Annotated in this window: 23 protein-coding genes and 1 pseudogene; all 24 read left to right on the forward strand. The window is 44.6% G+C overall.

Going from position 1 to position 15204, the window contains the following annotated elements; genetic code table 11:
- The first annotated feature begins 26 nt into the window (after positions 1-26).
- The 24 genes and pseudogenes from ACFWMP_RS14155 (at position 27) to ACFWMP_RS14270 (ending at position 14865) form a co-directional block, all read left to right on the forward strand.
- Complete coding sequence (locus ACFWMP_RS14155) at positions 27-986, forward strand: hypothetical protein (protein WP_379424008.1); 960 nt, start codon at positions 27-29, stop codon at positions 984-986.
- A gap of 55 nt (positions 987-1041) precedes the next feature.
- Positions 1042-1281 (forward strand): hypothetical protein, encoded by a 240-nt coding sequence (locus tag ACFWMP_RS14160; RefSeq protein ID WP_379424009.1) that lies wholly within the window; start codon positions 1042-1044, stop codon positions 1279-1281.
- Positions 1274-2614 (forward strand): replicative DNA helicase, encoded by a 1341-nt coding sequence (locus ACFWMP_RS14165; RefSeq protein ID WP_379424010.1) that lies wholly within the window; start codon positions 1274-1276, stop codon positions 2612-2614. Before ACFWMP_RS14160 ends, ACFWMP_RS14165 begins: the two co-directional genes overlap by 8 nt.
- Entirely contained in the window at positions 2611-2859 is a 249-nt protein-coding gene (locus ACFWMP_RS14170) for a hypothetical protein (protein ID WP_379424011.1), read from the forward strand. The genes ACFWMP_RS14165 and ACFWMP_RS14170 overlap by 4 nt, the downstream gene beginning before the upstream one ends.
- A gap of 17 nt (positions 2860-2876) precedes the next feature.
- Positions 2877-3068 (forward strand): hypothetical protein, encoded by a 192-nt coding sequence (locus ACFWMP_RS14175; RefSeq protein ID WP_340970261.1) that lies wholly within the window; start codon positions 2877-2879, stop codon positions 3066-3068.
- Entirely contained in the window at positions 3065-3799 is a 735-nt protein-coding gene (locus ACFWMP_RS14180) for a sigma-70 family RNA polymerase sigma factor (protein ID WP_379424012.1), read from the forward strand. The genes ACFWMP_RS14175 and ACFWMP_RS14180 overlap by 4 nt, the downstream gene beginning before the upstream one ends.
- Positions 3787-4464 carry a hypothetical protein gene (locus tag ACFWMP_RS14185; protein ID WP_379424013.1) on the forward strand — a complete coding sequence of 226 codons (678 nt, stop codon included), beginning with the start codon at positions 3787-3789 and terminating at the stop codon, positions 4462-4464. The genes ACFWMP_RS14180 and ACFWMP_RS14185 overlap by 13 nt, the downstream gene beginning before the upstream one ends.
- 91 nt (positions 4465-4555) lie before the next feature.
- Complete coding sequence (locus ACFWMP_RS14190) at positions 4556-4855, forward strand: hypothetical protein (protein WP_379424014.1); 300 nt, start codon at positions 4556-4558, stop codon at positions 4853-4855.
- Positions 4856-4859: 4 nt separating this feature from the next.
- Positions 4860-5003 carry a hypothetical protein gene (locus ACFWMP_RS14195; protein WP_379424015.1) on the forward strand — a complete coding sequence of 48 codons (144 nt, stop codon included), beginning with the start codon at positions 4860-4862 and terminating at the stop codon, positions 5001-5003.
- Positions 5000-6349: a DNA cytosine methyltransferase gene (locus ACFWMP_RS14200; RefSeq protein ID WP_379424016.1), complete on the forward strand. Its 1350-nt coding sequence runs from the start codon at positions 5000-5002 to the stop codon at positions 6347-6349. The genes ACFWMP_RS14195 and ACFWMP_RS14200 overlap by 4 nt, the downstream gene beginning before the upstream one ends.
- 22 nt (positions 6350-6371) lie before the next feature.
- Positions 6372-6584 carry a hypothetical protein gene (locus ACFWMP_RS14205; RefSeq protein ID WP_379424017.1) on the forward strand — a complete coding sequence of 71 codons (213 nt, stop codon included), beginning with the start codon at positions 6372-6374 and terminating at the stop codon, positions 6582-6584.
- Positions 6585-6616: 32 nt separating this feature from the next.
- A complete protein-coding gene (locus ACFWMP_RS14210; protein WP_379424018.1) occupies positions 6617-6811 on the forward strand; it encodes a hypothetical protein in 195 nt (64 codons plus the stop codon).
- A 5-nt stretch (positions 6812-6816) separates the two neighbouring features.
- Positions 6817-7203: a hypothetical protein gene (locus ACFWMP_RS14215; RefSeq protein ID WP_379424019.1), complete on the forward strand. Its 387-nt coding sequence runs from the start codon at positions 6817-6819 to the stop codon at positions 7201-7203.
- Complete coding sequence (locus tag ACFWMP_RS14220; protein WP_379424020.1) at positions 7200-7655, forward strand: ASCH domain-containing protein; 456 nt, start codon at positions 7200-7202, stop codon at positions 7653-7655. Before ACFWMP_RS14215 ends, ACFWMP_RS14220 begins: the two co-directional genes overlap by 4 nt.
- A 317-nt stretch (positions 7656-7972) precedes the next feature.
- On the forward strand, positions 7973-8161 hold the full coding sequence (locus ACFWMP_RS14225) for a hypothetical protein (RefSeq protein WP_379424021.1): 189 nt from the start codon (positions 7973-7975) through the stop codon (positions 8159-8161).
- Between the two features lie 60 nt (positions 8162-8221).
- Positions 8222-8704, forward strand: coding sequence for a hypothetical protein (locus ACFWMP_RS14230; RefSeq protein ID WP_379424022.1), 483 nt, complete (start codon positions 8222-8224; stop codon positions 8702-8704).
- A 56-nt stretch (positions 8705-8760) separates the two neighbouring features.
- Positions 8761-9225, forward strand: coding sequence for an ArpU family phage packaging/lysis transcriptional regulator (locus ACFWMP_RS14235; protein ID WP_379424023.1), 465 nt, complete (start codon positions 8761-8763; stop codon positions 9223-9225).
- A 70-nt stretch (positions 9226-9295) separates the two neighbouring features.
- On the forward strand, positions 9296-9475 hold the full coding sequence (locus ACFWMP_RS14240) for a hypothetical protein (RefSeq protein ID WP_379424024.1): 180 nt from the start codon (positions 9296-9298) through the stop codon (positions 9473-9475).
- 62 nt (positions 9476-9537) lie between these two features.
- Positions 9538-10146 (forward strand): annotated as a pseudogene (locus ACFWMP_RS14245) (ABC transporter substrate-binding protein); the annotation flags it as partial.
- Positions 10147-10199: 53 nt separating this feature from the next.
- Positions 10200-10976, forward strand: a complete 777-nt coding sequence (locus ACFWMP_RS14250) for an ABC transporter ATP-binding protein (RefSeq protein ID WP_379424025.1) — start codon at positions 10200-10202, stop codon at positions 10974-10976.
- Complete coding sequence (locus ACFWMP_RS14255) at positions 10976-11812, forward strand: ABC transporter permease (protein ID WP_042188906.1); 837 nt, start codon at positions 10976-10978, stop codon at positions 11810-11812. The genes ACFWMP_RS14250 and ACFWMP_RS14255 overlap by 1 nt, the downstream gene beginning before the upstream one ends.
- A 95-nt stretch (positions 11813-11907) precedes the next feature.
- Complete coding sequence (locus ACFWMP_RS14260; protein ID WP_042188904.1) at positions 11908-12894, forward strand: aromatic acid exporter family protein; 987 nt, start codon at positions 11908-11910, stop codon at positions 12892-12894.
- A gap of 165 nt (positions 12895-13059) precedes the next feature.
- A complete protein-coding gene (locus ACFWMP_RS14265) occupies positions 13060-14082 on the forward strand; it encodes an HD-GYP domain-containing protein (protein ID WP_052404322.1) in 1023 nt (340 codons plus the stop codon).
- Positions 14083-14307: 225 nt separating this feature from the next.
- On the forward strand, positions 14308-14865 hold the full coding sequence (locus ACFWMP_RS14270) for an outer spore coat protein CotE (RefSeq protein WP_036687755.1): 558 nt from the start codon (positions 14308-14310) through the stop codon (positions 14863-14865).
- Positions 14866-15204 lie beyond the last annotated feature (339 nt).

Genomic DNA, 15204 nt, shown 5'->3' on the forward strand with positions numbered 1-15204 from the left:
CCTTCTAAAGTAAAGCAGGTGAGGCAATGAGTGGCTTCATCCAGATAGGGAGGGAGTTACAAAATCATTGGGTAAGGCGCGATAAGGATTACTGGAATGTGTTCTGTGAAATGTATTTTATCGCTCGGTATTCAGATAAACCTGAAAAAAGAGTCATCGAGGGCATTGAAGTTACGGTCCATCATAAAGAGTTCATATTTGGTCGAACTGCTTGGAGTAACCGGTTGGATATTTCAGAACGAAGGTTACGAACGTTTATCAAAAAAATGGTTGAGGAAGGGTTCATAAAACAAGTTGCAAAACACAGTAAATTCACAGTCTACTCCTTTGAATATGCCCTTTCCTTAACCATAAAAAGCGACCAGCAGAATGACCAGCACAACGACCAGCAGGATTTTACTGAGCGACCAGCAGAACCCCTTGCCCCGCAAGGCTTTGAGGGTGATAGCGACCAGCAGGATTTTTCCAAGCGACCAGCAGAACGACCAGCAGAGCGACCACAGAAAGAAGAAGGTATTAAAGAAGAAGGTAGTAAAGAAGAATGTTTTAAACCTTTAGAGGAGGAACAGGACATGCGGAAGTACACAGAATCGTTCGTTAAATTCTGGTCTTCATATCCGAATAAGAAGGGCAAAGCAAAAGCGTCAGTCCATTGGAACAATCATGTAGAACCCGAATTAAAAAAAGGCAATGTATCTATGGACGAAATAATAAAAGGTACGTCTTGCTATGTGGATTACTGCCAGAAGTCAGGCAGGGCGTTAAAAAGTGGAGATACAGCAGTTAATCATGAGGTCTGGCAAGATGACTGGACTTGGAATGGTGAGACATACGGAGATGCCAGAACAGCTTTAGCCAAAAAAGAACCTTCGTTCCTTGAACAGAAATTAGGGGGGATGCATGGTGACGGGGGAAGAACTGACGTTACTCCTGGCTATCAGCGAGAAGGTACACGGGCCATCGGTCAAGGATCAATCGACATTTAATGTTTGGTATGAGGTGGTTAAGGAAGTTCCTGTAGAAGAGGCGAGGAGGAACTTAATGACTCACTTACGCACAAGTCCATTTCCTCCAAAGCCATCGGATATTGTGGGCAATTTCTACAACAAGCCTAAGCCATCCATTTACGACATTCAGGCGCTGGAGCAAAAGCAGGAGCAACTTGCGCTGCTGGAGTACCATGAGAAAAACGAGGTTGTTCCTATGCCAAACCATATCCATGAACTGCTGGAGCGATTAGCGAAAAAGCGGTCGATAGGTGGTGACGACAACCTTGAATGACTACAACTACCTGTATGAAGCTGAAATAAACGTTCTTGGATCAATCATGAAGAATAAGTCTCTTATGGAGGTTTGTGTCCTTAGTAAAGACAGTTTCAATCCAGAATGGGATAACGGGCTGATCCTTCAGGTTTTACGATATGCCTATGATCAATTTTCCGAAAGAGAAGATCCGTTTTATATCCCGGACTTGATTAATCATTGGGGAGACAAACTCGCAAAGGTTGGCGGCGGGGTAGCGTTGATAGATATATCAAGGAGTGTTCCTGAGACATCAGCAGCTATGTTTAAGCACTACATGGGAATAGTCAACGAAGCACATGTCCAACGAGAAATAGAGAGGGTGGCACGCGAACAATATTCTCGTGGATCTCTGGAGGATATGAAAAGCGAAATAGCCCGAATAGAAGCTATACAGGCTAAGACATCCGATGGTGGAGATGTAGTACGGGTATCCGATCTGATTAAAAGGCATACGTCACTCCTTATTAAACGTTCGCAGAATCCTGGTGGCATCACAGGCCGGAAAAGCTGCTCAAATGACCTGAATAATCTGACCAAGGGCCATCAAGAACAGGATTTCATCGTAGTAGGTGCACGGCCATCTGTAGGAAAGACAGCCTTCATCTGCAACGACATACTTGCTTCTACGGCGGACGGATCAGCAGCTCTGCTTATATCAGGGGAAGACGGAAATATGAACATTCTTGAACGGATGATTGCAGCTTCTAGTCGTATAGAATTGGCACATATGAAATCAGGGCGGATGACAGAGAGGGATTGGGAGCGATACGGTTATGGCGCTGAAACTATCGAGGGAAGAAATATTTTCATCGATGATACTTCAGCTCCGACAGTTGAAGCTATCCGACGGAATGTCTCAAAGCTGATTCGTAAGTTCCCGAAACTTACACTTTACGTTGATTATCTGCAACACCTTCGTAGCGAGAAATCATTCGGTAGTGAGCGCGAAATGTATAAATATATCAGTTACGAGTTAAAGCAAATTGGACGTAAGTTTGATGTTCCGGTTATTTGTTTGGCTGCACTGAGCCGCAAGGTGGATGAACGCAATGACAAACGTCCGGTTATGTCCGACATTCGAGATTGTGGAAACATCGAGAGTGATGCTGATGTGGTCATCTTCCTGTACCGTGACGATTACTATAACGCGGACAGTGATCGCAAAGGATTAATGGATTTGATCGTGGCTAAGGGTCGGAATGTTGGCACAGGTACAGTAAGTATGGTGTTTGATAAGGCATGCCAACAACTCATTAACATCACCAAGGAGATCAAAGAAGCGCGGAAGGAAAAGGGGCTTGCAACATGAGTGGCGAGCGGCAAATCCGCGATGATGAGGGTTATGAGAAAACCCTTAAGTGGATGGTGAAACAATCGAAGCTACTTCTGGACCCGTTGACCCTTTCCCCAGCGCAGAGAAAGGAACTGCAACAGAAATATGATTTTTGGGAACAGCGAATCCACGAATACAATCGCGGACAGATGGTGCTTTTATATCCCGAGCTCCGCAAGGTATATGAAGCTGCTGGAGTAAAAATACAAAATTTTGAATAGCTGGGGAGGTTCGGGGGATGGGGATTTGCGCGATTCCAAACTGCAAAGCGGTTGCTGACCACACCTGGGCATTAGTTTCAGTATGTGAACTGCACCAGGAAGAGATAAGAGCGGAAGCACTGAAATACTACAAAAAGCGGATTACGTATCAGGGACGGGAGATTTATCTGCAGATAGCACCGCTGATTCCTTGGAGCAATAAGGAATGAATACCGAGGATAGCCAACTTGAATCCAGTAGTCGGTTATCTGGCCGTGAACCGTATAATCCCAATTTAGGGGATTTAACGGAATTTATTATAGAAAACAAAGGTATGGTTTTTGATGTTGCATTTAAGTGCTTAACTAAAACAAAGCTACCTGTCGAACTTGACGATTTACGGCAAGAAGGTTACATCGGACTAATCAAAGCTTATCAATTCTTTGATCCCTTAAAGGGGGCTATATCTACATTTGCTTATTATTGGATTCGAAATGAAATGATTAAATATATCCGCGATAAGCTACCGCTAGTTAGACCGCCAAAGAGATCATATGAGCTTTCAGGAAAAATCATCAAGAACAAGATGCAAGATTGTGGTCCAGAAGAGATAGCTGCTTTTTTTGATACTACTTATGATGCAGCTCAACGAGCACTCTGGCGCGTTCAACATGGGATTTCAGTATCAATCAATGAAACGATAAAGTTAGGCGGCGGCCGTGAGTTGGAATTTTTGGAAATGTTCTTCACCGAGGATGATCAAAGTGGTATGGAGGTCGAACAATTCCTTGAGATCCTTCCCAAGCAACAACGACGAGTAATCGAGCTTATGTTAATTGGATACAGAAAGACAGATATTGCAAAGGAATTAGGAGTTACTAGGTCAAGGATTGGTGCTGTTGTTCGGTCCGTTGAAATGAGATACGTGAAGTATCGGAGGCGGTGCGGATGCGTTTTGTAGGGATTGACCCCGCCACTCAAACAGGCTTTGTAGCTCTAGATAAAAATGGAATACCTGTGGTAGAGAAGACCTTCCGAGGCAAAGGCAAGGACGTTAAAGGCGGTATTTCTCCAGAACAGCGCATGTCCCTTTTCAACCAACTTTACAATTTGCTGCAGCCTGGTGATGTGGTTCTTAAGGAAGCTATAGCTAACGGAAATAAGATGATTATAACGACAGCTAAAATTCACGGTGGATTTGAGGACATGATCACGAGAAGAAAATTGACCTTTGAAGAAGTCGCACCTTTAGCTGTGAAAAAGTTTGTTGATGTCGATTTCAGAACTATTGATAAGAGCTTGAAAAGTAAGGAGTATGAAAAAGCCAAAAAAGATGCAATGGCTGTAGCTGCCCTGAAACACTTCAATTACAAACATCCCAGTGATGATGTTGTGGACGCGTTTATCATAGCGAAGATATGCGAGGCCCTGTATATGGTCCGCAACGGGAGGGCAATGAATTCATATCCACTATACCAACATGAAGTTATTTGGTCTTTTATCGATCCTGAAGCCTACAAGGAATATGACAAAGAAAAACAAAGAGCCAAGAAGCGTAAACGCCCAGGGAAGCCTGCGGCGGCGGAGAGTCACACCCATTCAAAGGAACAACAGTTCTTATTTTAAGGGGGTATCCCAAATTAATACCAGATGGAGGCAGATCAGCAAGCTAATCTCGGATAAATATGATCGGTGGGAATACATCGGTGAAAACGAAGTGAACGACAATAAATGTCCTTGCTGCGGGGCGAAGATCAGAGAACGGAGCTGGTCAGAAGAATTAGGTTGTGTAGAAACCGATAGACGGTGTCGGGATTGTAATTATCTAAGGAACTGGTCGTACGGCTATACCTCGCTTCAAGTTGGTGAGTGGGATGGCGAATATCCGCATAGTACTCCTGATTATCAGGTGGAAGAGATAGAGACTGAATTCAGCAGGCTGATTGCGAAAGAAAGGGTTCGCCGCAAAGAACAGATACGCAAATATTATCGCAGATTAGCGAGAAGGGGGAACTGACCTAATGAAAACAGTCATTAGATTGCGGGACGATAACGGGTATATCGTCGGAACTGTTCGGGAGGAGAAGCTCCCAAGTCCGACCCAATTACTGGTGAGGTTCAGCGTGGCGCTGGCATTGCTCGGGCTGCTGCTCTTATGGATATGAGGGTAGATGTACGACAGCAAGACATGAACCATTTGAGCCTTTTCACTGGAGTTGCAGGAGTTGATCTTGCAGCGGAGTGGGCTGGGATTCGTTCTGTAGCCTTCTGTGAGCGTGAACCATTCCCGCAGAAGGTATTACGAAAACATTGGCCAGATGTACCAATATATGATGATGTTTGCACATTAACTAAGGAGGTACTTCAGCGCGATGGCATCCTTTCAAGAACCAGAACAATTGACATTATTTCAGCTGGATTCCCCTGTCAGCCCTTCTCAGCAGCAGGAAAACGGGGAGGCACTGACGATGAGCGCTATCTCTGGCCGGAAGTTGTCAGGATATTACAAGAGGTCCAGCCCACTTGGTTTGTTGGCGAGAATGTTGCTGGAATCCTCAGTATGGCAGAGCCAGATGGGGCAGCTCAAGTGGAAAGCCGAACCGTACAGTCTGGGGAGGAAGAAGACTTTTACGAGGCGGTATTTACACAACAAGAAATTATGCTCTTCGGAAACATCTGTAAAGATCTCGAAGACATTGGCTATGAAGTCCAACCGTTTGTTGTACCGGCTGCGGCTGTCGGGGCGAAGCACCTCAGAGAGCGAGTCTTTATTGTGGCCTACGCCAATAGCAGGAAACGCGAGGAACGGATGCAGCGAGGGGTCAGAGCGAATAAAGAGGAAACAGATGCAAGGGTGGACGATCGACTTGCAAGATTTGGTGAGAATTCCGAGTCTCTGGCCAACCCCGACAGCTTCAGAGACAACGGGCAGGGCGAATGTAGAACTTACGGAAACTGGCAGGAGATCATGCAAAAACGGGAACTCTCACAGCATGGATTTAGCAACGACAGTCAAAATGTGGCCAACACCAACAGCGAGCCTTCGGGGGGATTGTCCTTCGGAAAGGGAACGCAGGACACAGGATCTTCATTCAGCTGTGAAGATGTGGCCGACACCTCAAGCTTCGGACGACAGGGACAGAGGAAACTTATCCAACCCATCGATTCAAAAACGTGTGGAGAACGGAAAACAAGTGAATCTCTCAATGTGTGTTTCGGAACAGAGCGGACAACTCAATCCTTATTGGGTGGAAGCCCTAATGAACTTTCCTCTTGGATGGACGGAAGTGGAGTAAATCCATTGGATGCATTTGGAGAGTATATCGCAAATTATCCGCAGCCAGCACCACTCGGAATGGATCAATACAACTGGGAACCGCCCCGGGTAGCTACAGGAGTAAGGGAACGTACTGGTCGGCTGAAGGCTCTCGGTAATGCTGTAGATCCATTGCAGATATATCCGGTGATGGCTGCAATCAAGGCGATTAATGACTCAATCAATCGGGCATAGCCCATAAGGAGAGATAAACGAAATGGTGAAACAACCAAAGCTCAAGAAATCAGGACTGAAACCGGAAGACAAAGTAATCATGCATACATGCTACGAAGCTAGGAAGGAAGTAAATAAGGATAAGGTATGGACGGTGAAATCGGAGCCGTGGGACTTGTGCGGATCAGAGGTAGTGTTGCTGGAAGGTTTTAACGGCGGTTTTGCGACTGAATATCTGAAGAAGGTAGAGGGTTAACCACCCTCTTTCCTATAAAGGAGACGATAAGTATGCAACCTATTGGTCAAATTCAATATTTTAAAGTCGAAAAAAATGGAGAACTCGCCGGATTATTCCAATCGAACAGTCCTGATATTATCGAGGCACAAAAAAAGCAGCTTTTTGATTTAACGGTTACTGAAGTTCAGGAATCCGAATACAAAGGGTTGCAAATGGTTGCTTCTTGGAATCAGAGGGAGGCATAACCAGTATGAGTGACCAAACCAAAGGACTCTATAACAAATACCAAATCACAAATCGCGATACGGGCAAAGAAGCAGAGGGTGACTACTTTGTTCTTAAACCAACGAACGACCCAGCGGCACGTGCAGCACTGATGGCTTACGCAGAGGCTACCGACAACGAGCAACTAGCTACTGAAATATCTGTCTGGGTGTCGATGTTGCCTGAGTTGGCATCTTGCGACTGGTGTGGTAATCCTGCTCAGGAATTGAGTCACCCTCATTTGTTTGACATGGCCTTTGGAAAAAGGATGTGCCGTCATTGTTGGGACCATGATCGTGAGGCTTACAAAGGCGTTTACGGTGAGGATATCGGAGAGTTCAAACCTATTCGGGGAGAGGTGGCAAAGGTATGAAAGCCATTACCATCGTACAGCCTTGGGCAACACTGATTGCCCTCGGTGAGAAACACTTTGAGACTCGCAGCTGGGCTACAAAGCATAGAGGTGAGTTGGCAATCCACGCTGGCAAGAAGATAGACAAGGATGCCTGTGATCAGCCGGAAATCAGGGCAGCGCTCGTCCGGCACGGCTACACAGCTGATAACCTACCTACCGGAGCAGTGTTAGCAACGTGCAACTTGGAAGATATTTATCTCATAAATCATCATGCTGAACACATGCGTCTTGCTACATCCATTAATGAGCAAGGGTTGATCGATGAAGTTTTTGAAGGTGACGAGTACGCTTTTGGTTGGTATGAGGAGGGGCGGTTTGCTTGGAAATTGAGCACACTTCGGAAACTGCCGACTCCCATCCCAGCAAAGGGGCAACAAGGTCTCTGGAATTGGGAAGGATCGCACTCATGACTGAACTCAAGAAATGTCCAGGATGTGGTCGTCCACTCTGCCAACTCTGTAATGAGCATCATTCTGAACTGGTCATGAAAAATAAGTTCAACGGTAAAGAACTCGAAGTTTGCAAGGAATGTCATAAGGAGGTATGGGGCAAATGAGCATGTCAAAGGGGTGGTCTTAGGTATGAAAAAGCTTATCTGTAAATTGATCAGTCACAAGGTTGTTAATAAAAAAGGCAATTGGCACAGCTATTGTCTGCGTTGCGGCAAAGACAAGGTTTGGGGACCGGATTGACGCAACCGACGATGTAATAGAAGGTGGGAAAATGGATGATTAGCCAAGAGAGATTTGATGATGTTGAAGCTGAACACGGCTGTGGGTACTATCATTTGTGTTGGGAAAAAGCGTGTCCTTGTGCTATTACAACTGAAAATAAAGGCTTAACCAAAGAAATATATGACCGATTTATAGAAGAAAATCGTAGATTGGCTGAAGAGTTAGACGAAGATGATTTTTAATGAATATTCCGAAGATATGGCGACACCATTAAACCCAAATTTGAGAGGAGCAATTATATTATGAAAACTAGCGTAACCACAAAGATCAAGGATATTAAATTCGGTGCTAAAGAGGACGTAATTACCTTAACGATTGACGGCAATATCACAGACGAGCAAGTGTCCATACTACGCAACATTAAAAATACTGGTGTAGCATTCGTAAGCTTCAGCAGTTCGCAGGCTGATCTAGACGATTATAAACCAACACATACTCATCAAGGTGTTCGCGGAACGATTGATAAAGATGGATCGGTTAGCGTTGACTCCGGTCAGATGACAATAGAAGAGGCTGCTACGGTGGCTGAAGAGGAAGACGAGAACGAAGAAAGAGAAGACGATCAGAAAGAGGACGTTGAAAAGGAAGCTGACGATCAGGAAGAACAGCATGAAGACGAAGATCTGGACGGCGAGAAAGAAGACACTGAACAACAAGAACAACAAGAGTTGGATGAAGAAAACGGTCCGCCAATGCCTGAAGGTGACGATAATCAATCGTTCTAAGATGGGGTACGCCCCGGCTTCGGTCGGGGGAGTTTTTACAAAGGGGTGATAGCCCAGTGCAACAGAGCTTTTTACCAGAGATTGATCGGGAGGCGACACAAGCTGCTGTTGAGGATGCGTTCGAACGGTACCGCATTTGCAAGTTTCTTACTTTTGAAGAACGCGAAGCAGCAACAACAGCAACGTGGTCAGATACTCCCCGAAGTGAGACGGGTACTACCCCAGATCAAACGGCAGGCATCGCTATCCATAACGTGGATAGTTTGGTAGCTCGGAAAGATTTCTGTGAAAAAATCGAGCGTGTGGTGTGCCGATTACCCAGAATGGAAAAATTTCTGATCGAGACGAAATATATGAGTAATGATCACGATTATATAACTAATGAGAGGGTTTATTCTCTCGAATTCGCGCCACCGATCAGTTCAGGAACATACAGTAAGCTTCGCTGGAAGGCGTTCTATAAATTGGCCTTGCATTTGAATTTAATTGTGGAAAAGGAAATTGAAGATGAAGGGGTTTGATATAGATGTTGATTTACTGTAAAGATGGACATTCCATTGAGCATAACCTTTAAATAGGAAGGTGATGCTATTGAAAAAAGAAAAAGGTGAAAAACAATTGACTGTTACTATGAGCTTTGTGGACGAGGAAGGCAAGATAGTTTTCAATAGCATGGAAGAGGCATTCACTAAATTAAATCAGAAGGAAAGAAATAATCTACATGCTCGTATAATGTGGGCGGTAACAGGAAAAAAACACAAGGCATTATAAATAACGAAGGCCACCATTACAGGTGGTCTTCATTTTTTTATTTCGGTATTTCTAAATATATCTTACCCCAAAGAAAAGGCGGAATGCCACAGATGGCAGGTGCGTTTACTTTATCTAAAAAAGGAATAGATCCTACCAAAGACATTACCTTGATCCAAAATATTGACTTTGCTAATATTGCAGGTGCTTTTGCTTCAGGTACAGGCGATTATGTGCAGCTGTTTGAACCACAGGCTTCAATCTTTGAACGTGAGAACCGAGGGGCAGTAGTGGCTTCGTTTGGTGTGGAAAGCGGCTATTTACCGTACACCGTGTTTATGTCTAAGAACAGCTATATTAGTAAAAATGGAGATACGGTACAGAAGTTCACAAATGCGATCCAGCGTGCTCAGCTTTGGGTGAAGGAACATAGCCCTGAAGAAATTGCGGATGCGATAATGACTTATTTTGATAAGACAGATAAAGATATCGTCGTTTCTGCAGTCAAACGTTATAAGGAACAGGATACCTATGCGGTTAATCCAATTATAGATCAAGAAGAATGGAACAATTTGCTCGATGTCATTGATAATGCTGGTGAGCTTAAAGAACGCGTTCCCGCTGACAAAATAGTGAATAACAGTTTTGCTGAGAAAGCTGAGAAAAGCATAAAGAGCAGCACTTCAAAATAAGAGAGAACCAAAGATCCTAAATTAGATGTGTAAAATTGAAGGAGGGGCTGACAATGCTTCCAGTAGTGCAATTAAAGGGAGTAACGCATGCCTATCTTGGCGACCGTGAAGCTTCACTGGCCGTTGAGGACCTGAACCTTAATGTCGAGCAAGGGGAGTTCGTTAGCTTAGTCGGACCAAGTGGTTGCGGTAAGACGACTCTCCTATCGATTATTGCAGGACTGCTGCAGCCATCTCAAGGCGAAGTGTTCGTAAATGGAGAGCCCATTATGGGACCCTCACCAGAGGTTGGGTATATGCTGCAGCAGGATTATCTTTTTCCTTGGCGGAGTATTCTGGACAATGCCATTCTAGGACTAGAGCTGACTGGAAACTTGAACGAGGAGAGCAAAAAGCGGACGTTGGAGCTACTTCGAGAGATGGGCTTAGAAGGCAAAGAGCACGCCCTTCCTACTCAGTTATCAGGTGGGATGCGGCAGAGAGTGGCTCTGGTACGCACCTTGGCAACGAATCCTGGACTCCTTCTACTAGACGAGCCGTTCTCGGCACTTGATTACCAGATCAAATTACAACTGGAAGATTTGGTCTCTGAGACCTTACGCAGCAGGGGGACAACTGCGATATTAGTTACTCATGATCTATCTGAGGCCATTGCGGTAAGCAGTAGTGTTATTCTTCTACAACGAAATCCAGGGAAGATCCGAAAAGTATTTTCAGTGCCAGAGCAAATCCGGTCAGCACCTCCGCTATTTGCACGTGATCAGCCAGGCTTTTCGGAGCTTTTTCATGAAATATGGAAAGAGATGGAGATTGCAGGGAGGGAAAGCTAATGAAGCATACGGAGCAATCGGGGTTATTAGCTTCCCGTGAACAGTGGCTACAACAATTGCATGGCGATTATAAAAAAACGAAGCACCGCTGGCGCAATCAGGTGATTGTTGTAAGGAGCAGCCTGTTACTGCTGTTTTTTGTTCTCTGGGAAGCTGGCGCAAGAATGGGCTGGATTGATGAGTTATTATTCAGCTATCCCACAAAAATCTTCCGGCAGATCTGGGGAGATATGGTCAGTGGAAGCTTGTGGCCGCATCTGGGGATGACGGTAGGTGAGACTGCGGTAGGCTTTGTACTAGGAACGCTATTAGGGACACTTCTTGCTGTGATCATTTGGTGGTCTCCTTTTTTATCAGCAGTGCTTGATCCGTATATGGTCGTATTTAACAGTATGCCGAAGGTGGCGCTGGGGCCGATTTTTATCGTCATGTTCGGAGCCGGATTCACTGCTATCGTTGTTACTACTTTATCTATAACGGTGATTATAACGACGCTTGTTGTGTACAATAGTTTTTGCAGTGTGGATCCGAATCTGGTCAAGGTGGTTCGTTCCTTCGGAGCTTCCAGAGTTCAGGTGTTCTTTAAAGTAATTCTTCCAGCCTCGTTCCCGACGGTGGTCTCCACCTTAAAGGTGAATGTGGGGATGTCATGGGTAGGAGTTATCGTAGGGGAGTTCCTGGTCGCTAAATCGGGTCTGGGTTATCTGATTATTTATGGTTTCCAGGTCTTTAATTTCACGTTAGTGATGTCCAGTCTTTTGATTATCGCGGCCGTGGCTACAGCAATGTATCAATTAGTGGTATATCTTGAGAAGCGGCTGTTATCCCGGCGATGAACCTTATGTAATATTGTGTCCGTACACAAAATCTTGTAACATGTCTATATCTTTACCTATTTATTGGGTTAGTGCTTGTAAGGAGAGATAAGGCTATGGGATTTCGTGTGATAAAAACAGCAGCAGCTACGTTATTATCCGTACTAGTTGCGTCTGCAGTGGGTATACCTAATGCGCAGAGTGCAGGCTTGCTGGCAATTTTGGGTGTAGAGGTTACTTTGAAAAGGAGTTTCCGAACGATAACGGCTCGTTTTTTAGCCTCGCTCGTGGGACTCTTTTTTGGCTGCATCCTATTCTGGCTTCTAGGGTTCCATTACTGGGTGCTCGGGCTGTATGTACTCGTGGGCTTTCCGATGATTGTAAAGTCTGGCTACAAAGAAGGAATTGTCACCAGCTCGGTTATCGTGTTTCGCGTGTTTGGACAAGCTGAACTATCGCTCCATGTCCTGTTGCAGCAAATAGAGCTTCTGGCTATTGGGCTCGGTTCAGCAGGGCTGGTAAACTTGATTTACATGCCTCAGACTGGTGGGGTCATTTATGGAATCCGTAAGGAAGTGGATCGCTATTTTTCGGTTATTTTTACCCAGATGGCCCGAACGCTTCGAGATCCTGCTTATATTTGGGACGGCAAAGAATTAATTGACGCAGATAATACAGTGCAGCGGGGATTAACGGCAGCTACGCGTGAGATGGAGAATCATGTTATTCATCCTGATGAAGCATGGAATGTTTATTTCTACATGCGGAAGGAGCAACTGGAATCGATTCAAAGTATGATGCAGCTGCTTTCTCAAGTGTATCGCCATTTACCGCATGGGGAGATGGTTGCTGAGTTATTTGACCAGCTTAGCGGGGATGTGCTTGCGGAAGAATATACTGGACGAACTGAACATTTACTGGACGAGCTAACAAGAGAATTTGAAGAAATGGATCTGCCAGAGACACGTGAGGAATTTGAAGTGCGCTCAGCTATTCTTCAGTTATGCAGGGAACTGGCACTTTATTTAAAGATCGCTAAGCGGCATAAAATCCCGGTCAGTTACAAGCCGGAGAAACGTTTGAAGATTCGAAATAAGGCTTAAATTGAGGCTTTAATAAACTGAAGTATTAACTATCTCTGTCAAAATCACGATAAGATATGTATGAGCTAAAAGTTGATCACAGGATATGATTAACGATTTTATGGTGAGTTCAAATAATAGCAGGAAGTTCGGTAGTCGAATTTTCCGCATTGGCAGGTGAGGCGTATGGACAAAGTTATGGAATCATTTATAGGAAAACAGCTTATAGCTAACCTTTTTAATGACAAAGGAGTATTTGTTTTACCCGCATTGACTTTATTAAGTGCTGAGCATATACGATTAATCAATCAACATAAGATCACCCTAGAGTCTCATGACGTCGTACAGCTGGATAGCGCGGAATTTTTCCAACTTGCAATCGATGATTGCACAGCTGCGATAGAAAATATTTTTGAACAGCTTCGTCATAACAAAAACAAACGAATTCCTATGCTTGAAGTTAGAAATGAAGTCATTCCGTTTATTCAGCAGGTAAGTGAAAAGAATGACTTCTACGGCGTATTGGCTGCATTGCAGTCCAAGGATGATTATACATACAGACATAATGTAGCGGTTGGTATTTTATCTACATTGCTAGGGAAATGGCTAAAATTAAAGCCTGAGGATTTGAGTATGCTGACGATCGCAGCGACCCTTCATGATATCGGAAAAATGAGGATTCCGGATGAATTATTAACCCGGCCGGGCCCGTTGACCGCAGAGGAGTATCAGCTTATGAAAAAGCATACGACCTATGGTTACGAGATGATCCGGGACACTATTGGAACCAATCATTTGCAAGCGCTCGTCGCCCTGCAGCATCATGAAAGAATGGACGGCAGTGGTTATCCATTCGGCGTACTTGGGAATCGCATCACTGATTTCAGTAAAATTGTTGCAGTAGCAGACGTGTTCCATGCGATGACATCCGACCGGTTTTATCGTAAAGCTTCACCTCTTTATGAAGTGTTGCTGCAGATGGAGGAAAACGTATTTGGCAAGCTTGACCCTTATATTTGTAGAGTCTTTATTAATAAGTTAATGCAGTCAATGATAGGGAATGAAGTGGAATTGACAGATGGACGGACAGGAAAAATCATTATGATTCTTGCTACTGATCCACTGCGTCCCCTCGTGAATATTGATGACGATTTTATTGACCTGAGCAAACATAGATCTATTGGTATTATGCGCGTAATCCCGCAATAGCGGGCTTTATAAGGTTTTTTTAACGTTTAGAATGGATATGTATCAGGCTGGACCATTTTTATAATCTACTCATATCTGTACAAATTTTGAAATAAAATGAACTATAAGTCTTCTGATAAGACCCTCTGGAGGGCTTACTCAAATTTATTTATAGACTAACAATCAACAAATGCCTAGAACCTGCATACACTTGATAGTGAATGATTGTATGGAGGAGGTTTAAAGATGTCATTAAGCCATAAACGTCAAACAAGGGAGATCATTACGAAGGCAATTTGCGGCAAAGGTCGTAAGTTCTCTACAGCAACCCATACCGTGACTCCGCCACATCACCCGACTAGTATTCTGGGGGCTTGGATTATCAACCACCAGTACGAAGCGGTTGCCGCCGGGAACGGAATCGAAGTAATTGGTACTTACGATGTAAACATCTGGTACTCGTACGACAAGAACAAGCAGACCGAGGTAGCTAAAGAAACGGTCTCCTATGTGGAGCTCATTCCGCTTTCCTACCTGGACACGAGACACCGCACTTCTACCGTTGAGGTCTCTGCGGAGGCAACGCAGGAACCCAACTGTGTAGAAGCGGGCGTATCGCCAGGCGGAGGCAGTGTGACACTTCGCGTAGAGCGCGAATTCGAAGTGGAGTTGGTGGCTGAGACCAAAGTCCGTGTGTATGTCACTGAGCAAAGCGATGATCCAGAAGACAAGGATTATGATTTTGAAGGTGATAGCTTCGATTACGATGATCTAGACCCTGACAATCTGGATGATGAACTGTAAGGAAGGATACGCCGCCGTTAACTGAGTACTGATGGGTTATGGTCCATTATATGTAGGGAGGGCGGCGGCGTAGAGGGCGAATGCCCTCCTTTTTTTTATTTATTTTTAGAATTAAAAATGGAACCTGAGTGGATTAAGAACAACCTGGTTTGTATGAATGGGCAAGAAGTGCTACTGCAGGGCTTTCAATCTTGGGCTGCGATGGATGGAGGGGCAGGAGAATGAATGAGGGGTTTAAGGTGTATTCGGGATTGTCATCAGCACAAAGAGAGTCCAGATTATTTCGGAGCGGGATTGAATCGACGCTTACTTCGTCTAGTAAGCAGGAACTGTTGCGAA

The organism is Paenibacillus sp. NPDC058367, assembly GCF_042723305.1.
In the GTDB taxonomy this organism is placed as follows: Bacteria; Bacillota; Bacilli; order Paenibacillales; family Paenibacillaceae; genus Paenibacillus_AQ.